Consider the following 23373-nt stretch of genomic DNA (forward strand, 5'->3'; position numbering starts at 1 on the left):
GGCCTGAACATTTTTTAAAACTAGAATTAATAAGTTAAACCTGGGTAAAGCGGATACTGTGCTGTCAGGTCTTTCACTAAACCGCGTGCTTTTTCCAAAACAGCTTCGTCTTTCGGGTTTTTCAAGGTAAGTCCAATAACTTTCGCGATTGTTTTCATCGCTTCTTCATTCATACCACGGGATGTTACAGCAGGTGTACCAAGACGGATACCGCTAGTGATGAACGGACTTGTTGGGTCAAAAGGAATCGCGTTTTTGTTTGCTGTAATACCAATTTCGTCTAGAACGTGTTCAGCGTCTTTACCCGAAATGTTCAAGTTGCGCAAATCGATCAGCATCAAGTGGTTATCCGTACCGCCGGAAACAAGGTTAATACCTTCAGCTGTTAGAGCAGTCGCCAATGCTTGCGCATTGTTGATCACGTTTTGTCCGTATGTTTTGAAATCTGGTTGCAGAGCTTCACCGAAGGAAACAGCTTTTGCTGCAATCGTATGCATCAAAGGACCACCTTGCGTACCAGGGAAAACGGCCTTATCGATCGCTGCAGCCCAAGCTTTGCGCGTAAGAATCATACCGCCGCGAGGACCGCGAAGCGTTTTGTGCGTTGTTGTCGTTACGAAATGTGCGTGCGGCACTGGGTTCGGGTGCAAACCAGCCGCAACAAGACCTGCAATATGTGCCATATCGACGAAGAAAAGTGCGCCGACATCATTAGCAATGGAAGCCAATGCTTCGAAATCAATCGTGCGCGGGTAAGCACTTGCGCCAGCTACGAGCATGCGAGGCTTGTGTTTGAATGCAGCTTTACGAACATCGTCGTAATCAATGCGGAAATCTTTTTCGCTTACGCCGTAAGCTACGAAGTTGTACAGAATACCGGATGCATTCACAGGGCTACCGTGCGTTAAGTGACCACCATGTGCCAGGTTCATACCCAGAACAGTATCACCAGGGTTTAGAGCCGCCAAGTAAACAGCCATGTTGGCTTGTGCGCCGGAATGCGGTTGAACGTTTGCATGCTCAGCACCGAAAAGCTCTTTTGCACGATCGCGAGCGATATCTTCTACGATGTCTACATGCTCACAGCCGCCATAGTATCTTTTGCCTGGGTAGCCTTCAGCATATTTGTTCGTTAGCACTGTACCCATAGCTTCAAGAACAGCTTGGCTTACGATGTTTTCGGATGCAATAAGCTCAATTTTGTCACGCTGACGGGCAAGCTCAAGGTTCATGGCTGCTACAATTTTAGGATCTTGTTTGCTCAAAAAGTTTGTCATATTAAATTCCTCCTACAGGATAATCTTATTTGTTAAGTCTTTATTCATTGAGGTAAATGGCTAACAATCCGCATCGGGTGCGGCTGTTTGATAGAGCTGATCAGCGATATCTTGCGAGTATACTGCCCTTGTACCACCGACCAGCTTAGGCCGGGTAAAAGCCATCGTTACATAGGCATGGCCAATGTTTCGCACTGGCGGTCTTGCTGGCACAGCAACTGGGCGCAGATGCATCCCGATGAGTGTGCTGCCAATATCGATTCCGGCATGTGCCTGAATCATCTCGACAACGACCGGCTTCGCGAAATGACGGTACGCATAGGAGGCCATCGAGCCTCCGGCCCTTGGCACCGGAATGACAGAGACAGGCTCAAGCTGAGGCGCATGCGATAGCAGCTCTTCCTCAATAACAATCGCGCGGTTCAAATGCTCGCAGCATTGAAAAGCTAAATGCAGCCCGAACTCGCGGCTTATTCGCTGCGCCGTTTCAAAAATCGGCTTGGCCGCATCCAGCGTACCCGATGTACCGATCCTATGCCCGAGAATTTCACTCGTGCTCGTTCCGATAATCAGAATGTGACCTGATCTTAGATTGCCGACTTTGACCAATTCCCGAAGATTCGTTTCCAAAGCCTCGGCAACATTAGAAAGAATGGAATCTGTCATCGTGATCCCTCGTTTCTCGAATTTTCCGTTAGGAAATATTCTATGGATGCAGTGTGAAACGGTCTTCGATACTTTGCACTTTGTTAATCCGATTCTGGTGGCGAACACCTTGAGAAAACTCGGTTTCGAGCCAAATTTTCACGATTTCCTCTGCTACACCCGGTCCAATAACACGTTCCCCTAAGGCAAGTACGTTCGTATCATTGTGCTCACGCGTCGCTTTCGCTGAAAATAGATCATGCACAAGTGCACAGCGGATGCCCGGAACCTTATTCGCGGCAATCGACATCCCGATACCCGTTCCGCAAATCAGAATACCTTTGTCAGCTTCGCCTGATACCACTTGCTCACAAACTTTAAGCGCATAGTCGGGATAATCGACCGAATCTGCACAGGTGCAGCCGTAATCGACGACTTGATGACCTAATGACTCAATAAAAGGAATGATAACATCTTTCAAACGATAGCCTGCATGATCCGCACCTAAAGCAATTTTCATGAGTAGAACGCTCCTTTGCTTGTTCGAAATTCGACCATCCTATTATATCCCAAAGCTCACCAGAAAACGAAAAAAAGAGCGGACACGCTAGAAAACGCGCGTTGCTCTTTTGCCCAGGCGACCGGCCGTATAGCTCAATGCTCCATTGTGGTTACTCCCACTCGTCGCCAGTTACATTGAGTCTTGATTGATACCTCTATTTTATCGCATTCTACCCCATGTGTAAAGATGTATCCGCAATTCGTATATATAGAACGTGAGTTATTTGGAGCCTTCGTTTCGTGCACGTATTTTCTGAACCAATTTATCTAAACTCCCGCTGATTTCCTCGGCCGTTTGTCGGTAAGTCTCTATGGAGCCTCCGAACGGGTCAGAAATGTCAAAGTCAGGAATCGCATGTTCAAGTTTATAAATGCGGCTTCTTTCTTCTACAGACACTTCTTGCGAAAGAGCCTGTTTGAGCTGAAGCTCCGTAACGAGCTGCTCCCTTTCCTCAATCGCCTGTAAAATATGAGCATCATCCAGGGCGTACTCTTTGAGCGTAAAAGTCTTTTCAATCGCACCCGGAAACCGCTGAATGACCGTACGCTTATGACCCATCGTCATCGTCAAAATGAGATCAGCCCAATTCACTTCAGACTCTTGGATCGCCAAAGAACTAATGGACTCCTTGAAGCCCGCTTCCTGTAAAAGCGATGCACTATTTCGGGAAATTGGACCACCCGTCACCGCGGATACCCCTGCTGAACGAACCTCCGCCGCAAGCCCTTCTTGATGCACCCTGATACGCAGCAAACCTTCTGCTAATGGACTGCGGCACGTATTTCCTGTACAGACAAATAGAATTCGCAACATGATTCCCTCCTAATCATAAGCATAAGCTAAGATGAAAACTTTATATACCCTATTGTATCATAGTAAAAACTTGATCCCAAACGTGAGCAAAATAAGCCCGCCAAAAGCCTCGCCATACTCGCCTACCAAGCCGCTTACCCGCCTACCAACCAACAAACCGGCGATGGATAGCAAACCCCCAAACAGACCAAATATCAGCACCGTCAACACAATATCTGTAGCAAACATGCCAAGGGATACACCCACAGAGAATGAATCAATACTGACACTAAGCGAGAAGATCGTCAGGCCCCAAATTGACCTATGATCAAAAGAAGTCGCTTCTTCTCCACGAATCGAACTATATACCATATGCGAACCCAAAAGAATGAGCAAACATCCCCCAGCCGCTGTAGCGACATTCCCTAGCAGCAATGAAACATATTGCCCCATAAACATACCCATCAAAGGCATGAGAACGTGAAATATACCAATCACGAAGCTAATTTTCATAATATCAATCAAACGAATACCCTTCATCCCTATGCCAATCCCTAAGGAAAAAGCATCCAGGCCCAAAGCAATCGCCATAATAATAATTGTTACTAGCTGCCCAAATTCCACCCCAGATGCGAGCATAGCGCTATCCCCCTTGTCCACGTTTCTCTCTCAAGATATGCGGACAAACAGGGAATCATGCTAGCTAAACACGTACAAGCCGGTGACCGGCTGCTTTACGAAGTCGATTCATAATCGCAAGGCCAATCCCCGTTTCAGGACAGCCCTCTGCAGCAATATATTGAATGCCTTCTTGATCAAATTGCCTTAACGCAGCATAAAGATCCTGAGCGATTGTTTCTGGTTGCGATAACGATCCGCAGGCAATAACCAAATCAGCATGATAACAAGAAGCTCTCTCCTCAAAAGTAAGAACACCCGTTGACTCACCTCGTGTTTTGGCAGCATCAATATCGTTTTGGATCCATTCAGCAACAGATTCTGTATCTTCACCATGAACGATATGCATAAATCCTTTTGGTGCATAATGTGTATACTTCATCCCAGGAGCACGCGGTGTTTCGGAATCTTGTACTTCTTCCCGCTCTGGCTCATGAATTCGAATAGCAGGTAGTGCCGATTGCAGCTGCTCTGCCGTAACACCGCCAGGACGCAAAATGTATAGCTCACCGCCTACAATCTCGATAACAGTCGACTCGACACCAACCCCAGTTGCACCACCATCCACGATCCCCCCAATCCGACCATCTAAATCATCTCTGACATGAGAGGCGAGTGTTGGACTAGGTCTGCCTGAGCTATTGGCACTTGGCGCGGCTATAGGAAGTCCCGCTTCACGAAGAAGCTGCAAAGCCACAGGATGATCCGGAATTCGCACACCCACAGTTTTTAGACCAGCGGTTACTAACGGCGAAATGCCACCTGTTTTCACAGGCAGCACAATGGTAAGAGGACCCGGCCAGAAAGCCTCCATAAGCTGGCGATGATCCGACGTAACACGATCAGAAAGAATTAAACTTGAAAGCTGTTCAACATCCGCAATGTGGACAATGAGAGGGTTGTCCGAAGGCCGACCTTTCGCTGAGAAAATCCCTTGAACCGCTGCCGTATTCGTTGCATCTGCCCCAAGACCATATACCGTCTCTGTTGGAAAGGCCACCGTTTCCCCACTTCGGAGAAGCAGAGCAGCTTCAGCTAAATCCTCACCTATCTCGGTCCCTATACCCTGATCCACTTTCCAGTATTTTGTCACGATCATCTATCATCCTAACTTCAAATAAAATTCTGATCCTAATGGGAATGGGTGACTTTTCTTAGCTGAACCACGATACGATCTTCTTCACCATTTCCCAGATAAAAAACTTAACTTGTGGCTGCTTAGCATCAACCGATTCCGTTTTTTCTTCCACTTGTGCATCCTTAACGTCTTTAACGACAGGGTTAGACTTGTCGGGTTTAACCGTTGGAGCAACTTTACTGTCTTTCGTTGCAGGTGTAGGAGATGACTTTACCTTACCATCTCCCTCTGTTTTCGCTACAACAGCAGCCGATGCTACCGCTTCTCCGGATAAGGAATCCACGAAACATAATGGTGGAAACAACACACACCACCAGTTCTGACCTTCCCCCGTTCCAATCGTCACGCGCAGCGCTTCATATTCTCCCGCCGGGTATACTTCATTTCCGTACATTTTCGTTGGAAAAGGGACTTTACCGAGCTCAACTGTATGTGTATAGCTATAGCCACGTGCTTCAATCATTTGTCCAACAAGGATATCAAATTCAGGCAAGTGGGATATTACTACGGCTCTTGCGTCATCCAGCGTTTGCGGACCAACGACCCACTCCTGCATACGAGCAATAATCGCATCACGAATCTCACGTTTCAATGCTTGATCCTGCGCCGAATCGGAGTTTGCTAGAATACGTAAGCGAATAGATTCTTCCGGTATCGTAGGCGAAATAACCGCCGCATTTGAACGATTCGATTCCCAACAAGTTATCATAACAATAAGTGCAAAAGCTACTAATAATAAAGATTTATAAGATTGACGATTAGATCTCTTAACCATGAGGAAAAGCCCCTTTCCCTTCGCTTCTACTAGCCAGTATGGGCAATAAGAGGAGGAGCTAAACCTAGTAAACTATTTAAATTTGTGAAAATGATAGAGTTGGGCTTGGGGGTGGATTCGTTGTTGAAAGAGGTGGCTTTCGGCTGAAGGAGATGAGTTTAACGATGGAAAACACTCTTATCAGACTCCGATACCTCGGTGCTATCCAAAAGTATCGCGTTCGTTCCCAACGCTACGAACTCCCTCTATTCTCGCGATCGGATCGCGATCACATGGCGATCAATGCCCTGGAGATCCGGCACGAATCGGATCTCGTCCCAATCAGCGGCGGCACGCAGCATCGCCGCCACAGCCTCCGCCTGCCGAATGCCCACCTCGAACCCGACCACAGTCGGGATTCGCGGCAGCTGCGGCAGCTGTGAGATCATCCGGCGGTACAGGTCGAGTCCCTCGACACCGCCGAACAAAGCCGTGTGCGGCTCAAACAGCCGCACTTCCGGCTGAAGCGCCGGCAGATCGCCATCAGGGATATACGGTGGGTTAGACACTAGTATATCCGGCGCAATCCGGCGCGCAATGAAGGGCTCGAGAAGGTCCCCCTCGAGCCACTCCACCCGCGCAGCCACGCCGTGGCGCTGCGCATTCACGCGGGCCATCTCCAGCGCTGCCGCGGAGATGTCGCTGGCGGCCACGCGCCACGCAGGGCGCGCGTGTGCCACAGTCACCGGGATCGCTCCGCTCCCGGTGCCCACATCCGCAAGCAGCGGAGCGCCTTGCGGGAACAGACGCGAGCCCTCGTGGAGCAAAGCTTCCACGAGCAGCTCCGTCTCCGGCCGAGGAATCAGCACGGCCGGGCTAACCGCAAAAGGAAGGCCGAAGAAATCCTGCTCGCCGATAATATACTGCACCGGCTCACCCGCGGCCTTCCGCTCCACTAGCTGGCGCCACTTCTCCGCCAGCTCAACAGGAAACTGTTCCGGAAAACGGAACAGCAGTTCCGTCCGACTGCAGCTGAGCAAGTGCTGCAGCAGCAATTCCACACAGGAAGCAGCCTCGGCCACACCGAGCTTCCCTAAAAAAGAAGAAGCCTCAACAAAGGCTTCTCTTAAACTCTTAGCAGCAGTCGGCATCACATTGCCTGCTCCCCGTTATCTAAAGCATCGGACTGCGCTGCAATCGTGAGCGCCGAAACGATCTCTGCCATATCACCATTAAGCACAGTTTCTAAGCGATGCAAAGTCAAGCCAATACGGTGATCGGTAATTCGGCTTTGCGGGAAGTTATACGTACGAATCCGTTCGGAACGGTCACCAGTACCAACCTTGCTTTTACGCTCGCCCGCATATTTCGCTTCCTCTTCCTCACGCATTTTATCGGAAATACGTGTACGAAGCACGCGTAATGCTGACTCTTTATTGGAGTTCTGCGATTTACCATCCTGACAAGTCGCTACGATACCTGTAGGTACGTGCGTCACACGCACAGCGGATTTCGTCGTATTAACCGACTGACCGCCCGCTCCACTGGAACAGAACGTATCGACGCGAATATCCGCATCATGGATGACAATCTCAACATCTTCCGCTTCCGGCATAACCACTACCGTCGACGTTGAGGTATGGATACGTCCACCTGATTCCGTTACAGGAATTCGTTGTACACGGTGCGCCCCACTCTCATACTTCAACTTACTATAAGCGCCTTTACCGGTGATCATGAAAATAATCTCTTTAAACCCGCCCAAATCGTTCACAGAAGCATCGAGAATCTCCGTTCTCCATCCTTGCGCGTCCGCATAGCGCGTATACATGCGATACAAATCGCCCGCGAACAAAGCAGCTTCGTCGCCGCCTGCCGCACCGCGAATTTCGACGATTACGTTCTTATCATCATTAGGGTCTTTAGGCATCATGAGCATTCTAAGTTGTTCTTCCAACTTGGCAGATTGCTCGCTAAGCTCATCGATCTCCATTTTGACCATTTCACGCATTTCATCATCCAGCTTTTCGTTTTGCATCACTTTAGCATCGGCTAGCTGTTCGCTCACACTCTTATATTCGTTATAAGCATCATAAGCTTCTTGAAGATCAGATTGCTCTTTCGAGTATTCTCTAAGTTTCTTCGTATCACTCGTTACATCCGGGTCACACAACAGTTCGCTTAATTTGTCATAGCGGTCTACAATGGACTGAAGTCGATCCAACATATAGGATCACTCCTTTCTTTACTTTTTTTATTAATTACACATTAAATCTGAAATGCATGACGTCCCCGTCATTCACCACGTACTCTTTACCTTCGAGACGCACCTGGCCTTTTTCTTTCGCACCATTCATCGACCCTGCAGCTGTCAAATCATTATAAGAGACGACTTCAGCACGAATAAAACCACGTTCGAAATCGGTATGAATAACACCAGCCGCTTGAGGAGCTTTCGTTCCCTTGCGGATTGTCCATGCTCTTACTTCCTGCACCCCAGCTGTGAAATACGTGTACAAGCCAAGTTTTCTATAAGCTGCTTTAATCAATCTATTCAAGCCGGACTCTTGAAGTCCCAACTCTTCGAGGAACATCGCTTTTTCTTCATCTTCCAACTCGGCGATTTCGGATTCAACCTTCGCACTAATCGACACCACTTCGTTGTTTTCGCTCTCAGCAAATTCTTTCACAATTTTCACAAAAGGATTTTCATCTGCTGTTGCTACTTCATCTTCACTCACGTTTGCCGCATAAAGCACGGGTTTCATGGTCAATAAATGAAGGTCGCGCACGAGAAGTTTCTCATCTTCGCTGAGATCCAGACTCCGTGCTGGTTTATCTTCATAAAGCGCTTCTTTAATACGCTCTAAACACTCCACTTCAGCAACAACCTTTTTGTCGCCGCCCTTGAGGTTTTTGCGCGAACGCTCGATCTTCTTTTCTACCGACTCAATATCTGCCAAAATTAATTCAAGATTAATCGTTTCGATATCGCCGATCGGATCCACTTTACCGGAAACGTGGGTAATATTATCATCTTCAAAACAACGAACAACATGCACAATGGCATCCACTTCACGAATGTGTGCCAAGAATTTATTTCCAAGCCCTTCACCTTTGCTCGCACCCTTTACCAAACCCGCAATATCAACGAATTCAAAGGCTGTCGGGACAATGCTCTTAGGCACAACGATCTCTACCAGCTTCTGCAATCTCTCGTCTGGTACTTCAACTACCCCAACATTCGGATCGATCGTACAAAACGGATAATTCGCAGATTCTGCCCCCGCCTGTGTAATTGCATTAAACAATGTCGATTTTCCTACGTTCGGTAGACCGACGATACCTGCTTTCAAAGCCATTGTAGTTACAACTCCTTAATTTTCGAAAATCATCCTTCTTATTATATAGCACTTGGAACGCAAAAAAAAGCCTGAAGGCTATTGATTCGCCGCAGACTTTTTTTCCGTTGCTCTTTTAAATTGCGCTTCCCGCTTCTGTACGAAGTAAGTTTCGATCTGATTCGTAAGGATAAAACCCCTTAAAGCATTGGTTTTCTCTTGCGGAATGTCGATATAACTGGCCCCATAATAAAAACCATTTTCAACCTTTTCTTTTCTTACAATTTCCATCGAACAAGGCACCGTAAAGCCCAAATCCAGCTCAACTTCGAGCTGTGAATGCTTTTGAACAATCTTATCAATCATAGAATTATCATTAATGGTAAATCCTAAGCCGTTGATGGATATATTTTTGATTGAAATACCAAGTGGGTTTTCAAATTGATGTTTATTCCTTTTATTCATATCCTGAAGTCCGAATAAGAGACCTGTATGTTTCACATCCACACGTGGGAATTCCCGTTTTTCTGCGAATTTCTTACGATTTTCAGGTGGATTAATGACAATGACGGAGCCGAATTCTTTGGCAACAACGGTTGTATTCATCACAAACAAGCCGGATTTGGTATAAACCGTCATTTTCGCTTTATCACCAAGTTGAAAGACATCGTATTCCGGTAATTCCACCTCAATAATGTCTCCGAGTGCATAGGTTAGTACGCCAGTAGCTACGAAATCGTCCTTTCCCAAAACAGCCTTACTATCAATTAGCACGTCAGCGTCATACCCCTCCTTGCTTCCGTAATATTTCATGACGTTATACCCGTTGGCCATTATAATCAGCACCTCTTCCTTACTCAAGTTATTCCCTATATAAAAATAGACCGCCCCTTTATGTAGGAGCAGCCTATTACCTCAATCAAAAAAAGCATCGATTTTCGGTAACCAGGCTGCCATAGTTCCAATGGAACCGTAGACCCTCAGCTTTGCGTCCTTGCTTTTCAACAAGTTTGCCATTGTCGAACCTTGCTATTTATTTATACCTATCACGTACTATATGGTCTAAAAGACCTACTAATATCTATCATTATACCTAGCACAGTTGCTATTATCAACAAAATTCCTTGCATAGCTGTTCTTTTTGTTGTATGTAATGTAGAAAGATTAAATATCCACAGCTTTTTAAGTTATCCACAAAGCTATCCACAGGTTGTTAACAACGGAATGAATGTTCGATTATTATACACATGTGGATAAAAATATATTAGCGAGGTGTCCCCCTGTGGATGAACATATCCCCTGGATGAAAGAAGCAATTCAAGAGGCTCTCAAAGCAGAAGCCATCCGAGAAGTACCGATTGGAGCTATCGTTGTCCATCAAGGTCAAATCATCGGCCGCGGCTACAATTTGCGTGAAACAACCCTAGATCCTCTCGCTCATGCCGAAATGATCGCTATCAAACAAGCGAGCGAACATCTGCAAGCCTGGCGGCTTTTGGATTGCCAGCTCTACGTCACTCTAGAGCCTTGCCCGATGTGTGCGGGCGCGATTGTGCAATCGCGGATTCCGCAGGTCATCTACGGAACCATTGATCCGAAGGCCGGCTGTGCCGGAACGCTCATGAATTTGCTGCAAGAGGACCGGTTCAATCACCGTGTCGATGTCGTTAGCGGCGTCTTGCAAGAAGAGTGTTCGACGATGTTGACCCAATTTTTCCGTAAATTACGCGGTAAAGCTTAGAATTTCCTGCCTCTAATTCTGCATCGCTGCTGCCAACTCAGCCAGTTTATTCAACGTATACATTCCTTGTCACTAAGAAATACGACCGCCCAAAAGGTTGCGCGACGAAAGCCTTCGTGCTATCATAATTCTTGCCATGCGCCCGTAGCTCAGCAGGATAGAGCAACAGTTTCCTAAACTGTAGGCCGGATGTTCGAATCATCTCGGGCGCGTAACCTTTCAAAACTCAATGAAAACGCCAGGTAACGGTTATTAGCCGCTGACCTGGCGTTTATTATTTTCTAGAAATACGCTGCCTTTAAGGTTGGTTCTATTGTTCTGGGCAATGATTATTTTTTAAAGCTTCTTTCATGCTTTCTTCCTGAAACCGGCGATGTAGAAGTTAGTGTAGGTGAAGTGGGCACCGGTGGAATATTAGGGGTAGACATGTCTGTCGAATCGTTTACCTGTTGATATCTCCACTTTTTCATATAATTTTTTCTCCCAATACTGACCGGTGTCATATCCTCATGCTTACGAAAAAGTCGAATAAAATACGAAGGCTGGTAACCGATTTGCTCCGCAATCTCAGCTGCTTTTCCTTATTCGACTGGCGAACCAATTCCTGAAAAGCGACTGCTCGCTTTGCCCATACGAATCGCCTGCATGAGCTCCTTTTCCAAAGCAAACGGATAGGGCAAATCCTCATTGGCATTTGGCAGCATTTCCTCCAAATCAAGCACCTGATGATCTGCTTTTAGATCCCGAGCTCTCCTGACTTAAATGCTTCCACTCTCTCTCGATAAATGCTAGTTCATCCTCTTGGCTTTCTTGCGTTGTCTTGTAATCATTGATGACATTCACGAGCCGCACTATCGGTTGATAAATCCGTTTGGATGCGAACCAAGAGAGCAGAACGGCTATAAGTAGCCCTAGTCCTCCAATACTGAGCATGCTCCTCGACATAAATTCCACGGGTGCTGTAAGTTGAGATAAGGAGGTTGCAGTTACATACTTTCACAGAGTTCCTGTACGGGTCAATTGACCGTAAGCAATAGAGTAAGACTGTCCTTTACGATCCAGTATGAAAGAGTCAGATTCTGCCGTCCTGCTCATTACACTTTCATGAATAGCTGCCTTAAATTGGGCGTGCTCCTCGTCGACGGTTTTCTGGGAGACGATAATATGTCCATCTTTTGCCATTAGGAAGGAAGCCCCATTGTTATCTGTGGTCATTTCCTCGACCATCTGCACCAGTTTTTCTTTATTCAAATATAAAATAAGCGCACCGTATGGCTCTCCCACATTAGGAAGCTTTTGAACTAAGGCAACCGTGTTGGAATCCGACTTCGCATTTACTTTAGGCAGCGAATCCCACCAAAAAACGCCTCGCCATGCCCCCTCCTCTATAGTGATGATTTTTGCTAGTCAATGCTAACGGTTGGTCAACAACTGCTTTCAATTTACAAGGCGCATTCGTTTCCATCAATCATCCATTTTTGTTAGAGGAATCATGAGGCGTGGTAAGGGATATCAGCCGATTTCCGACCATTGTCTTATTTTGCAAACATCCAGTCATAGCCTTGCCGCTATCGATGTTCTATAATAAACGGTAGATTTGTTAGTCCTCATTTCAATCCAAGAACCTAATCAGAAAGGGGCTCTTCGATGACAAGCATCAAAGCTTCATCCTCCTATCGCATTCCTCTTTTCTGTATAGTTACACTGCTGTTCTGGATGTCGATGTATACGAGCGTTCCCATCATGGCGCCTTATGTAGAATTCCTTGGCGGGAACCACCAGTTGGCCGGATGGATTGTCGGCATGTACGGGATCTCCCAAATGCTGCTGCGAATTCCTGTAGGTATCATGTCAGACCGATTTCATAAGAGGAAGTTATTTATTACCTTTGGCCTGCTATTCACGGCAATAACCGGTTTAGGACTATGGATAACGCATGATTTCACATGGATCCTTATTCTTCGAGCACTGGCAGGCGCAGCCGCGGCAACATGGGTTGATTTTACCGTATTATTTACGAGCTACTATAAGCATGAAGATTCAACAAAAGCGATCGGAACGATCTCCTTCTTCAATTCACTTGGGCAGGTACTTGGTATTCTCGGGGCAGGATGGGCGGCAGATTCCTTCGGTTGGGAGGCCGTCTTCATTTTGGGAGCTCTGCTAGGCTTGATGGGGATGATTGGATCACTTTTCCTTGTAGAAAAAGTCGAAATTGATGCGCCTAAAATTACGATGCGCGGTATCGGTGACGTTGCGACTGACCGTACGCTGCTGTTCGTTTCCTTACTCGCTATCTTGTCGCAAGTCCTCATATTCGCAACGGTTTTTGGATTTACGCCTGTTTATGCAACTCAGCTTGGAGCTGATAAATTCTCCTTATCGATGCTTTCGTTATTTGCCAATGTACCGGTAGCGCTAGCTTCCTTATTTGGCGGACGGCGATGGGCTGTTCGGTACGGGGAGAGGCGCATGGTTGTCTGGGGTTTTATTCTCATGGGGATATTTACATTTACGATTCCTTTCACCCATCATCTTTGGGTGCTCATGGTTACACAGGCTTTTGCCGGCTTTGGCCGCGGACTTTCTTTTACCTTACTCATGGGGATGAGTATAAAGCATATGCCTGCGGATAAGCGGGCAACAGCAATGGGGTTTTTTCAAGCTATTTATGGATTGGGCATGTTCATTGGACCCGTTCTTATGGGTATAATCGGTGATTGGTTTTCTCTGAATCAGGGATTTATTGTGTTAGGTGTACTTGGCGTTTTGAGCGCACTTCTATCTCAATGGTTCGTACAAAGTACGCCTTCTAAGCATCAAGCCAAACCTAGCAGTTCTACAGCAGCACTTTAAAAGGGGGAACGGATCTTGAAGATTCGTTCTTTTTCTTTTTGAAATCGTGCAGGGGTACCGGTGGTTGCCTTCGTCTATTCATGCGGAGAGGAGGAGAAGCATATTCAGGAACAAGCACTCGTAAAGCGCATAATGAATGGCGATGAGGCAGCATTCCGTGAGCTTGTAACAACATATCGTCACCATTTGTTCCAAACGATCTATGCGATTGTACGCCATGCAAAGGATGCCGAAGATTTATCACAGGATGTTTGGACCCGGATTTATTTCTCCCTCCCTCAGTATCAAATGAAGGGTCTGAAAACCTGGATGACTCGCATCGCGGTGAACCGGGCTATCGATTTCAAACGATCGGCCAGCAGGCGTAGGGAAGAAATGACGGCTGAGATGGAGGAACCCATCCAATCCTCTGGCAATCATCCTTATTCTGAGCATGGTGTGGAACATGAAGTGATATTGAATGAGACGACTGAGCTCGTGCGTAAGAAGCTCCATCAAATCCCTGCCAACTATCATGAAGTATTAACGGCCTACTATATTCATCATCAGTCGTATCAAGATATTGCCAACGCTCATGGGGTAACGGTAAAAACGGTAGAATCCAAGCTATATAGAGCCAAGCAGTGGCTTCGTAACAATTGGAAGGAGGAGGAATTCTTGTGAACCATTATAATGAACATGTATGGAAGCAATATGTGGAAGAGCGTTTGTCACCCGATACTTTGAGTGAGATGGAGCTTCATCTGTATCAGTGTGATGAATGCTTGTCGATGTATATGACATGTTTGGAACAAATGGAAGCTATACTTCCGATCATGGAAAGGGATACGCAAGGGTATGTGGATGCTATCATTGCCCGTACGACAGGAACTAAGCGCTCTTGGTACCACTCAACAATGCTGCATTACGGTATTGCAGCAGTGGCTACACTCATCCTTGTGGCTACCGGCTTCTTTCACGGAATTTCGCAGGAATTGGACTCTGTAGGTTCGTTTAAACCTTCTAACTCAATAAATACATCTTCCTCCCTACAAACAGATAAACCGATATCGGACCAATTGCTAAATAAAACACTGACGTGGCTAGACACGTTGCAAAATAAATAAACACAAGGAGGTTACACCCTTAATGCCTAATAAAAGCAGCCTAGTCGCATTCCTGCTGTCCTTCCTACCTGGAGTAGGCCATCTATATATGAACCGTTTATTCCGCGGGCTCCTATACGGTGGCGGGTTCTTTGGATCGTTATTCCTTATCTTCATGGGAGTCGCTATATTACACGCTCCGGATGACTTCCTGATTCTTCTTGCCTTGTTGGCCGCCTTGACATGGGTTGTAAATATGCTGGATATGATTATCTTCCTGCTGCGTTCACAGCCCTATCGCTTGCCTGGCTCTTACGGGTCCGAGCAGCATGGGCAGCATGAGCAGCCTTCTTGGGACGCGAATCCTTATTCCACTCGAATGGCTGGTCAACAAGAAAAAACAAAAATTATGCTGCTCTCCTTCATCCCTGGACTCGGACATTATCAGCTTGGGTTGATGCATAGAGGTCTTACAGCGATGGTCTCTTTCTTTGGAGTTGCTATATTAGTATTCTTCGTCACCATCATGACGCATAACGAAGGCTTTGTTGCCTTTCTGTTGGCCTTGCCAGTTCTATGGTTTTACACGATGTTTGATGCACTGAAGCAACAGGGGAATAAACAAGCGGGGTTAGAGCTTATAGATCGCAGTATTTTTGAAGACTTCCACTTTGGGGATGACTACGGTCGCAAAAACCGGACATTGGCAACGATTATTGCTATTTTTCCAGGAGCAGCTCACTTGTACCTCTCTATGACGAAACGCGGCGTCCAGTTAATGGCGATCTTCCTCTTCTCCATTTATATATTGGATGTACTCCGATTGTCTCTGTTTTTATTTTTAATCCCGATTCTTTGGTTTTTTAGCTTTTTTGATGCTTTGCAGAGCATTACGAAGTACGAAAATGGTACCCTAATTGACAAACCAATCATCGAGAATTGGACAGCTTATCAACGACCCATTGGCATGGTTTTGATCTTACTTGGCAGTTACTATGTCCTAAAAGATGTTGTTGTTCAATTTATGTATCAAATTCTACCTAGCTCAAAAAATTACATGTATTTAATTACGAATTTCAGTCAAACCCTCATAGTAGCCCTGCTGCTGATCGGTGGTGGCGTACGTTTATTAGTGAACCGTAAACAGCACGTTTCAACGTTTTCAACGTTTACTGATGATGCTCATTCGTCATCGCACCAATCGAATCCAATGCCTCAACAATATCTTGAAATAGACGAAAAAAAGAACCCCTAAGGGTTCTTTTTTGTCGGTGTTGATGATTTCTTTAAAACATGTTACACGTAAACCTTAGGAAAATCTGCTTATAAAACACGGTAAGTGTCTTTGGCACATCCCCTCCAGCCTGATTATAACAGGTAGAAAAGTCCTCTATGCAACGGTTGTTTCCCTTTCGCTAATTGCTCCAACGGAACCACACCTCTCTGCTCACCGACAAAATATAGTATGTCCGGCTTTGTGGATTTTAAACATTTTGTAAAGATTTTCTTCGCGATTATTTAGTTTTCATGACCGCGGCCTTCTGCGTGAGAAGCTCTTGAGTGATTCTGATTCTTCACTTTCTTAGAGCCTGATAATGGCTCTGGACTATTATTCCGATCACTATTCTTTACTGAACCGTTTTCTACCAGATTATCCCCTGCAGAATAAGATTTCGGTTTTGACATTTAGTGGTCTCCCCTATTCTTGTCATGGTTTAAGGCATCTTGATGTCTATGATCATTGACTTGCTGCTGCACTTGCTGAGCCTGATGGCTATTAACAGGGCTAGCTTCAAAATCTTTAGCTACATTCTGCAAATTTTTATCAACCGCTCTTTGTTTGGTCATTGTGAATTCCCCCTTCGCCCTTTAGGCGTGTGTAACTTTCTGCAAGGCTTGTGCGCATTCGTGGATATGCCGAATGTAATCATCCACCAGATTCTGCACAATTTCACTGGTCTCATCAATGTGTGTAGTGCCCTGCTGCACATCAGTCAGTTCAACCTTTACCTCTCTGTCGTCCACGTAGGTGACTTTAAAATCGATTGTATAGCCCGTATGCCCCGCCGCCATAATATGAACCCTCAGTGCCTGAGGATCGGCCTCATCGGCCCATACACGCGCCTGATCGGTTTGATGCAGCGTTGTCGGGAGTACCGTCATCCACTCATTTACCAATTCAGCTTGATCAATCGTTAGCTTGTCAGCTTTGCTCATAGGTAACACCTCCACATGTATAAAATGCGGAGGCCACCCGCCTTTTATCCATGTAAAAAAACAACAAAAAAAGCCACACGATTCAAAATGAATCGCATGACTTCTTGGTTAGGGTATTACCATGGTTACGGAGAGGGTGGGATTCGAACCCACGGAGACCTTGCGACCTCGGCGGTTTTCAAGACCGCTGCCTTAAACCACTCGACCACCTCTCCACGATAGGTGTCTCCTAGTAGGGAGACAACCTTGTGCAGTGACAAAAAGCATTGTAGCACAGATCTTATAGGAGAATCAAGTGCTATTTTTTTGTAATCACTTTGACATTGTTCATGTAAGGAATGAGAACCTCAGGAACCTGAATCGAACCGTCAGCTTGCTGGTAATTTTCGAGAATAGCAGCCACTGTACGACCAAGCGCAAGACCTGAACCATTCAGCGTATGCACAAATTCCGGCTTCGCCTTCGCATCTCTGCGGAAGCGGATGTTCGCTCTGCGAGCTTGGAAGTCTTCGAAGTTACTGCAGCTAGAGATTTCACGGTATGCGCCGCTATTAGGCAGCCATACTTCCAGATCGTACGTCTTAGCCGACGTGAAGCCGATATCCCCTGTGCAAAGTGACAACACACGGTAAGGCAGCTTCAGAAGCTGTAGAACGCGCTCAGCATGCCCTGTAAGCTTCTCCAACTCATCGTAGGAGTCTTCGGGCTTAACGAGCTTAACGAGCTCAATTTTGTTGAATTGGTGCTGTCTGATTAAACCGCGTGTATCTCTACCTGCAGATCCAGCTTCTGAACGGAAACATGCACTGAACGCAACAAAATTAACAGGAAGCTGCTCGTTCGTGAGAATATCTTCCCGATGATAATTCGTTACCGGTACTTCCGCAGTCGGAATAAGAAAATAATCCGAATTCTCCAGTTTAAACACATCTTCCTCAAACTTGGGAAGCTGCCCTGTTCCCGTCAAACTATCGCGGTTGACGATATATGGAGGCAGCATCTCTTCATATCCATGCTCATCGCTATGCAGGTCCATCATGAAGTTAATCAATGCACGCTCCAGCCTAGCGCCAAGCCCTTTGTAGAAAACGAAACGCGAACCCGTCACCTTCGCCGCAGCTTCGAAATCTAGAATGCCAAGCTCTTGCGCTACTTCCCAGTGCGGTTTCACTTCGTAATCGAACTGTGGAATATCACCAACGCGGCGCAGTTCCACATTCTCTTCTTCCGTGCGGCCCACAGGAACGCTTGCATGGGGCATATTAGGGATGGAAAGCAATATCTGCTGTAAGGACTCGTCCAGTAAGCGAATCTCGTCATCGAGCTCCTTAATGCGGTCTCCGACAACTTTCATTTCTTGGATCAGCTCATCCGCATTCTCGCCGGATCTTTTGCGACCAGCTACCTCTTGGGATACCGTATTTCGGCGGTTTTTGAGCTGCTCGGTTTCTTGTAAGAGCTCTCTACGCTTCAAATCTAATTCCGTAAAGCCGTTCAACTCTTCAATTTGTTTACCACGGTTTTGCATTGCAGCTTGTACAGCTGCCAAATCACTTCGAAGTAACTTTACATCAAACAAGGAGATTCCTCCGTTAGCGCAAAATGTTTAGAATATGGAAGCAAGCACCTTACCGGCAATAATCCGGTGATATCAAGGTGCTTGTACCATCAATTATGCTTGTCTTTGCTTTACCATGTCTAAGAAATAGCTGTGCAGACGGAAGTCGTCTGTCAGCTCTGGGTGAAACGACGCTGCAAGGAGATGCCCTTGCTGCGCTGCAACGATCTGGCCGTCATACGTAGCCAGTACATCTACCCCAGGTCCCACCTTCTCGATGAGTGGGGCCCGAATAAAGACCGCGCGAACGTTTTCGTCGATACCTTTGATCGGCAAGTCCGTCTCAAAGCTTTCGCGCTGACGACCGAACGCGTTGCGAGCCACCGTGATATCCATCAGCTCAAGGTGAGCTTCCGGCTGCCCGTTGATCTCTTTCGCGATGACAATCAACCCCGCGCAGGTGCCGAAAATCGGCTTGCCCGCGGCGGAAAAATCCTTCAGCGCATCAATGAAACCATAGGTGCGCATTAACTTGCCGATTGTCGTACTCTCTCCACCCGGTAGAATAATCCCATCAAGATCAGCTAGCTGCTCGGTTCGTTTGACAACGACGCCTTCGGCGCCAGCCTTCTCGATCCCACGAATATGTTCTGCTACCGCGCCTTGCAGCGCGAGAACTCCGATCTTCGTCATTACCAGCCGCGCTCCTGCATACGCTCGGAAGCTTGCAGCTTGGAAATTTCGATTCCCTTCATAGGGGCACCCAGGTTTTTGGAGATTTCTGCAATCAATTTATAGTCTGTGTAGTGAGTTACGGCTTCAACAATCGCTTTCGCGAATTTCTCAGGGCTATCGGATTTGAAAATACCGGAGCCTACGAATACACCATCGGAACCAAGGTGCATCATGAGCGCAGCATCTGCAGGTGTGGAAACACCACCAGCTGCGAAGTTAACAACAGGCAATTTACCTGTTTCGTGAACTTGTAGAAGCAACTCATAAGGAGCGCCAAGTGTTTTCGCTTCAAACATCAATTCATCCTTGGACATTCCTTGGATTTTGCGAATTTGACCTTGAATTGTACGCATATGACGAACAGCTTCTACGATATTACCAGTCCCTGGCTCACCTTTGGTACGAAGCATGGAAGCACCCTCACCAATACGACGCAAAGCTTCACCAAGATCGCGGCAACCACATACGAAAGGAACCGTGAAATCGCGTTTGTTGATGTGGAATACTTCATCCGCAGGTGTAAGTACTTCACTCTCATCGATATAGTCAACGCCTAGGGATTCAAGAATTTTCGCTTCAACGAAGTGTCCAATTCTTGCTTTCGCCATGACAGGAATGGATACTACTCTCATCACATCTTCAACGATTGAAGGGTCAGCCATACGGGATACGCCACCAGCTGCACGAATGTCAGCGGGTACGCGCTCAAGCGCCATAATAGCGGACGCGCCAGCTGCTTCTGCGATTTTAGCTTGCTCGGCATTCATAACGTCCATGATGACGCCGCCTTTTTGCATTTCGGCCATACCAGTTTTAACGCGGGAAGTTCCTGTTTCCATTCTTTATATCCTCCTATAGCTTGTATGCCAATTTCATGCAGTTTCCTACACGATTCGATAGTAAATCTTCTAAACAATTATTTTACATGAAGGAGGGTTAATATACAACCCATTTTCTGGTCTAGGAGCCGCCTTTAATCCCTTTAAACATATCGCTGAAGAAGTTTTTGAAGGAGCGGAACAAGAGACGAATCCAGCTGCCTTTTTGTACATCATCATTAGCAATTAGATCAACCGTTTTATCTTGTCCATTGTAGCTTACCTTCACTTTACCGAGCGTATCGCCCTTCGTAATAGGTGCTACGAGCTTGCTCTCTTCAAGCGGCTCTGCCGTAATTTTAAAGTCAGTATCTTTCGCACCTTTTCGAGTGACGAACGTCAGACCCGTTTTAGTCACAAGAGGTACTTGTGTTTGAACACCTTTCTTAATGTTTACGATTTTCAAAGAATCTATTTCTTGCTTCGCATTAAGGAAAGGTTTAATTTCAAAATTATTGAATCCATAATCGAGCAGCTTTCTCGTTTCGTTGAAACGCTCCGGTTCTGTTTTGGTACCCATGACAACAGTGATAATACGCATTCCATTTCGTTCAGCAGTCCCTGTAAAGCAGTACCCTGCATCATCAGTAGAACCTGTTTTCAAACCGTCCAGTCCTTGATAAGCATACTTTTTCAAATTGGTGTTGCTCAGATTTCCTTCTAACATCCAGTTCCAATTGATCATCGGCGTTTTATCCGTAGCTCTTAGTTTTAAAGATGGGATTTTCGTAAATTCAAGAATTTCTTTATGATCCTTAAGGATATTATAGGCGAGAATGCCAGCATCTCGTGCAGTCATTTTGGTCTCACCTTCAATAGATGCCGGCGGATTTTTGAGATCGGCGCGTGAAAGTCCAGTAGCGCTAATGAAATGAGCTTTGTCTGACATACCAAGTTGTTTGGCTTTTTCGTTCATCATTTTCGCAAAATTTTCTTCCGTACCACCGATTAATTCGGCAAAAGCCACGGAAGCATCATTCGCGGAGTAGATTGACATCGCATTAAACATATCTTTGAAAGTAAGTGTTTCATTTTCAGCGATAAGTTGTCCAGAACCAATTACGTCCGCAGCATTTTTGGTGGCAGTCACTGGCGAATCCCATTTGAATTTCCCTTCTTTAATACTCTCCATAGCCAGATACTCAGTCATCATTTTGGCCATACTGGCTGGCGGGAAAGCTTCATCCGCATTTAATTCATAGAGTACGGCTCCTGTGCTTGCTTCCATAATAATCGCAGATTTAGCTGCTGGTTTAGGTTCATTGAGTGCTGGCGTTGGCGCCGTTGGGGCCGTTGAGGCTGCTGGTGTAGTTGTGGCTGCTGGTGCTTTGGTATCCGCGGCATATGTTGTTTGTATATGTAAAAGTAAGGATTGAGCAATTAAACTGACACCTAACACCAAAGCAACCTTTTTCTTTGTAAAACTTAAAAATCTCACAATTTCACTCTCCTAATGATGTAATAATACGTTATATTGTACCACACCCTATTAGACAAAAAAAAGAAGACGTAGGTTCATTTTCCCACGCCTCCAATTTCATCTATATTGTGACAATTACAACGAGTAATTAGGTGCTTCTTTGGTAATTTGAATATCATGCGGATGACTTTCCTTTAAACCTGCACCCGTAATTCGAATAAACTGGGTATCATGAATAAGTTCTTGAATATTGCGGGCACCACAGTACCCCATACCTGAGCGAAGACCGCCCACGAGTTGATAAACAGTATCCGCCATTGGCCCTTTATAAGCTACACGACCCTCGATACCCTCAGGAACAAGCTTGCTCTCGTTCTCTTGGAAATAACGGTCCTTGCTGCCTTCCTTCATCGCCCCTAAAGAGCCCATACCCCGATATACCTTGAATTTACGCCCTTGGAAAATTTCCGATTCACCCGGACTCTCATCCGTTCCAGCAAAAAGACTACCAATCATAACCGCACTAGCCCCCGCTGCGATCGCTTTGACAACATCACCGGAGTACTTGATACCGCCATCTGCGATAATTGGGACTCCAAACTCTGCTGCAGCTTGCGCACAATCATAAATAGCTGTAATTTGAGGAACACCAATCCCTGCAATAACCCTTGTTGTACAAATGGATCCAGGCCCAATTCCTACCTTCACCATGGATGCTCCAGCCTTAATGAGGTCACGTGTACCGTCACCTGTGGCAACATTTCCTGCGATGATAGGCAGCTCTGGATATTGTGATCTAAGCTTTTTCACGGTTTCTGCGATATTAATGTGATGACCATGCGCAGAATCTACGACAATCACGTCGATGCCTGCTTTTACAAGAGCTGCTGCTCTCTCCATAACGTCCTTAGCAACACCTACAGCTGCACCTACGAGTAAACGCCCCTGTGCATCCTTAGCGGAGTTAGGGAACTGAATGGCCTTCTCAATATCCTTAATCGTGATTAAACCTTTAAGCTCAAAATTTTCATCGACCAAAGGCAATTTCTCAATTTTATGCTTTTGAAGAATACCTTCCGCTTGCTGAAGCGTGGTCCCCACAGGAGCCGTAACCAGATCTTCTTGGGTCATTACTTCTTTGATTTTGATGGAATAATCGTGTACAAAGCGCAGGTCGCGGTTCGTTAAAATCCCCACCAGCTTGTTCGCTTCATTCACAATCGGTACACCAGATATACGGTATTTCGCCATCAGCTCTTCCGCGTCATAAACATGATGCTCCGGTGTTAGTGAGAAAGGATTCGTGATAACGCCACTCTCTGATCTCTTAACACGGTCAACATGCTCAGCTTGAAGCTCAATCGTCATATTCTTATGGATAATCCCGATACCGCCTTCTCGTGCCATCGCAATTGCAAGCGCAGATTCCGTAACAGTATCCATAGCAGAGCTAATAAACGGGATATTTAATTTCACATGAGGCGCAAGTACGGTTGAAACGTCGATCTCCTTACCGAACACTTCAGACTTTCTTGGCACCAACAATACATCATCAAACGTTAAGCCTTCCTTACCAAACTTGTCTTCCCTCACAACACGTATTCCTCCTTAGAGCTCTCTATGAAAGAAAGCTTTATTCGAATGAATCTTCTCATTCGTTTTGTTTATGATTGCAATCTTAACAAAAGCCTATTTT

28 protein-coding genes, 2 tRNA genes and 2 riboswitches are annotated in these 23373 nt (G+C 46.1%); of the genes, 6 read left to right on the forward strand and 24 right to left on the reverse strand.

The annotated features are described in order from the left end of the window. Positions 1–26 precede the first annotated feature (26 nt). From QFZ77_RS04600 to QFZ77_RS04650, 11 genes are all read right to left on the reverse strand, one after another. Positions 27–1277, reverse strand: a complete 1251-nt coding sequence (locus tag QFZ77_RS04600) for a serine hydroxymethyltransferase (protein WP_171642839.1) — start codon at positions 1275–1277, stop codon at positions 27–29. A 60-nt stretch (positions 1278–1337) separates the two neighbouring features. Further along, on the reverse strand, positions 1338–1943 hold the full coding sequence (locus QFZ77_RS04605; protein WP_307436740.1) for a TIGR01440 family protein: 606 nt from the start codon (positions 1941–1943) through the stop codon (positions 1338–1340). 40 nt (positions 1944–1983) lie between these two features. Further along, positions 1984–2442 carry a ribose 5-phosphate isomerase B gene (gene rpiB / locus QFZ77_RS04610; RefSeq protein ID WP_307436743.1) on the reverse strand — a complete coding sequence of 153 codons (459 nt, stop codon included), beginning with the start codon at positions 2440–2442 and terminating at the stop codon, positions 1984–1986. A gap of 104 nt (positions 2443–2546) precedes the next feature. Beyond that, positions 2547–2627: riboswitch (ZMP/ZTP riboswitch) on the reverse strand. A 76-nt stretch (positions 2628–2703) separates the two neighbouring features. Then, the gene (locus QFZ77_RS04615; protein WP_307436746.1) at positions 2704–3297 is read right to left on the reverse strand and encodes a low molecular weight protein arginine phosphatase; all 594 of its coding nucleotides are present in this window, start codon (positions 3295–3297) and stop codon (positions 2704–2706) included. A 57-nt stretch (positions 3298–3354) separates the two neighbouring features. Next, entirely contained in the window at positions 3355–3915 is a 561-nt protein-coding gene (locus tag QFZ77_RS04620) for a manganese efflux pump MntP (RefSeq protein ID WP_307436749.1), read from the reverse strand. 64 nt (positions 3916–3979) lie between these two features. Beyond that, positions 3980–5053 carry an L-threonylcarbamoyladenylate synthase gene (locus tag QFZ77_RS04625; RefSeq protein ID WP_307436752.1) on the reverse strand — a complete coding sequence of 358 codons (1074 nt, stop codon included), beginning with the start codon at positions 5051–5053 and terminating at the stop codon, positions 3980–3982. Positions 5054–5108: 55 nt separating this feature from the next. After that, positions 5109–5867, reverse strand: coding sequence for a stage II sporulation protein R (gene spoIIR, locus QFZ77_RS04630; RefSeq protein ID WP_307436755.1), 759 nt, complete (start codon positions 5865–5867; stop codon positions 5109–5111). 245 nt (positions 5868–6112) lie between these two features. Continuing rightward, on the reverse strand, positions 6113–6997 hold the full coding sequence (prmC, locus tag QFZ77_RS04635; protein WP_307436758.1) for a peptide chain release factor N(5)-glutamine methyltransferase: 885 nt from the start codon (positions 6995–6997) through the stop codon (positions 6113–6115). After that, on the reverse strand, positions 6997–8073 hold the full coding sequence (gene prfA, locus QFZ77_RS04640) for a peptide chain release factor 1 (RefSeq protein WP_047682215.1): 1077 nt from the start codon (positions 8071–8073) through the stop codon (positions 6997–6999). Before prfA ends, prmC begins: the two co-directional genes overlap by 1 nt. A gap of 34 nt (positions 8074–8107) precedes the next feature. Beyond that, on the reverse strand, positions 8108–9208 hold the full coding sequence (gene ychF / locus QFZ77_RS04645) for a redox-regulated ATPase YchF (RefSeq protein ID WP_056835783.1): 1101 nt from the start codon (positions 9206–9208) through the stop codon (positions 8108–8110). 78 nt (positions 9209–9286) lie between these two features. Further along, positions 9287–10021 (reverse strand): PilZ domain-containing protein, encoded by a 735-nt coding sequence (locus QFZ77_RS04650; RefSeq protein WP_307436764.1) that lies wholly within the window; start codon positions 10019–10021, stop codon positions 9287–9289. A 103-nt stretch (positions 10022–10124) separates the two neighbouring features. Next, positions 10125–10212: riboswitch (cyclic di-GMP riboswitch) on the reverse strand. Between the two features lie 278 nt (positions 10213–10490). Here QFZ77_RS04650 and tadA point away from each other — a divergent pair. Then, positions 10491–10928 carry a tRNA adenosine(34) deaminase TadA gene (tadA, locus tag QFZ77_RS04655; RefSeq protein ID WP_307449250.1) on the forward strand — a complete coding sequence of 146 codons (438 nt, stop codon included), beginning with the start codon at positions 10491–10493 and terminating at the stop codon, positions 10926–10928. A gap of 138 nt (positions 10929–11066) precedes the next feature. Then, positions 11067–11140: transfer RNA gene (locus tag QFZ77_RS04660), tRNA-Arg, on the forward strand. A 117-nt stretch (positions 11141–11257) separates the two neighbouring features. On the opposite strand, the gene QFZ77_RS37715 is transcribed toward QFZ77_RS04660, so the two are convergent. From QFZ77_RS37715 to QFZ77_RS04675, 4 genes are all read right to left on the reverse strand, one after another. After that, complete coding sequence (locus QFZ77_RS37715) at positions 11258–11494, reverse strand: hypothetical protein (RefSeq protein ID WP_373462723.1); 237 nt, start codon at positions 11492–11494, stop codon at positions 11258–11260. Positions 11495–11509: 15 nt separating this feature from the next. Further along, entirely contained in the window at positions 11510–11650 is a 141-nt protein-coding gene (locus tag QFZ77_RS04665) for a hypothetical protein (RefSeq protein ID WP_307436767.1), read from the reverse strand. Continuing rightward, positions 11643–11861, reverse strand: a complete 219-nt coding sequence (locus QFZ77_RS04670) for a hypothetical protein (RefSeq protein WP_307436769.1) — start codon at positions 11859–11861, stop codon at positions 11643–11645. Before QFZ77_RS04670 ends, QFZ77_RS04665 begins: the two co-directional genes overlap by 8 nt. A gap of 63 nt (positions 11862–11924) precedes the next feature. Next, positions 11925–12179 carry a PDC sensor domain-containing protein gene (locus tag QFZ77_RS04675; RefSeq protein WP_307436771.1) on the reverse strand — a complete coding sequence of 85 codons (255 nt, stop codon included), beginning with the start codon at positions 12177–12179 and terminating at the stop codon, positions 11925–11927. Between the two features lie 396 nt (positions 12180–12575). Here QFZ77_RS04675 and QFZ77_RS04680 point away from each other — a divergent pair, with 396 nt between their 5' ends. The 4 genes from QFZ77_RS04680 to QFZ77_RS04695 are packed head-to-tail and all read left to right on the forward strand — an operon-like array spanning position 12576 to position 16124. Then, positions 12576–13784, forward strand: coding sequence for an MFS transporter (locus QFZ77_RS04680; protein WP_307436775.1), 1209 nt, complete (start codon positions 12576–12578; stop codon positions 13782–13784). 60 nt (positions 13785–13844) lie between these two features. Continuing rightward, entirely contained in the window at positions 13845–14447 is a 603-nt protein-coding gene (locus tag QFZ77_RS04685; RefSeq protein ID WP_307436778.1) for an RNA polymerase sigma factor, read from the forward strand. Continuing rightward, positions 14444–14890: an anti-sigma factor gene (locus QFZ77_RS04690; RefSeq protein ID WP_307436781.1), complete on the forward strand. Its 447-nt coding sequence runs from the start codon at positions 14444–14446 to the stop codon at positions 14888–14890. The genes QFZ77_RS04685 and QFZ77_RS04690 overlap by 4 nt, the downstream gene beginning before the upstream one ends. A 22-nt stretch (positions 14891–14912) precedes the next feature. Continuing rightward, a complete protein-coding gene (locus QFZ77_RS04695; protein ID WP_307436784.1) occupies positions 14913–16124 on the forward strand; it encodes a hypothetical protein in 1212 nt (403 codons plus the stop codon). 263 nt (positions 16125–16387) lie between these two features. Here QFZ77_RS04695 and QFZ77_RS04700 read toward each other — a convergent pair whose 3' ends face one another. From QFZ77_RS04700 to guaB, 9 genes are all read right to left on the reverse strand, one after another. After that, positions 16388–16555 (reverse strand): small acid-soluble spore protein P, encoded by a 168-nt coding sequence (locus QFZ77_RS04700; protein ID WP_307436787.1) that lies wholly within the window; start codon positions 16553–16555, stop codon positions 16388–16390. Continuing rightward, the gene (locus QFZ77_RS04705; protein WP_164484184.1) at positions 16556–16717 is read right to left on the reverse strand and encodes a hypothetical protein; all 162 of its coding nucleotides are present in this window, start codon (positions 16715–16717) and stop codon (positions 16556–16558) included. A gap of 21 nt (positions 16718–16738) precedes the next feature. Beyond that, positions 16739–17086, reverse strand: a complete 348-nt coding sequence (locus QFZ77_RS04710) for a hypothetical protein (protein WP_307436789.1) — start codon at positions 17084–17086, stop codon at positions 16739–16741. A 128-nt stretch (positions 17087–17214) separates the two neighbouring features. Continuing rightward, positions 17215–17301: transfer RNA gene (locus QFZ77_RS04715), tRNA-Ser, on the reverse strand. Between the two features lie 83 nt (positions 17302–17384). Beyond that, complete coding sequence (serS, locus tag QFZ77_RS04720; RefSeq protein WP_307436792.1) at positions 17385–18665, reverse strand: serine--tRNA ligase; 1281 nt, start codon at positions 18663–18665, stop codon at positions 17385–17387. 93 nt (positions 18666–18758) lie between these two features. Further along, complete coding sequence (gene pdxT, locus QFZ77_RS04725) at positions 18759–19337, reverse strand: pyridoxal 5'-phosphate synthase glutaminase subunit PdxT (RefSeq protein ID WP_307436793.1); 579 nt, start codon at positions 19335–19337, stop codon at positions 18759–18761. Beyond that, on the reverse strand, positions 19337–20218 hold the full coding sequence (gene pdxS / locus QFZ77_RS04730; protein ID WP_307436797.1) for a pyridoxal 5'-phosphate synthase lyase subunit PdxS: 882 nt from the start codon (positions 20216–20218) through the stop codon (positions 19337–19339). The genes pdxT and pdxS overlap by 1 nt, the downstream gene beginning before the upstream one ends. A 121-nt stretch (positions 20219–20339) precedes the next feature. Further along, positions 20340–21695, reverse strand: coding sequence for a D-alanyl-D-alanine carboxypeptidase family protein (locus tag QFZ77_RS04735; RefSeq protein ID WP_307436799.1), 1356 nt, complete (start codon positions 21693–21695; stop codon positions 20340–20342). Between the two features lie 117 nt (positions 21696–21812). Then, positions 21813–23270, reverse strand: coding sequence for an IMP dehydrogenase (guaB, locus tag QFZ77_RS04740; protein ID WP_307436802.1), 1458 nt, complete (start codon positions 23268–23270; stop codon positions 21813–21815). Between the last annotated feature and the right edge of the window lie 103 nt (positions 23271–23373).

Origin of the sequence: Paenibacillus sp. V4I3 (assembly GCF_030817215.1) — a bacterium.
Taxonomy (GTDB): Bacteria; Bacillota; Bacilli; order Paenibacillales; family NBRC-103111; genus Paenibacillus_E.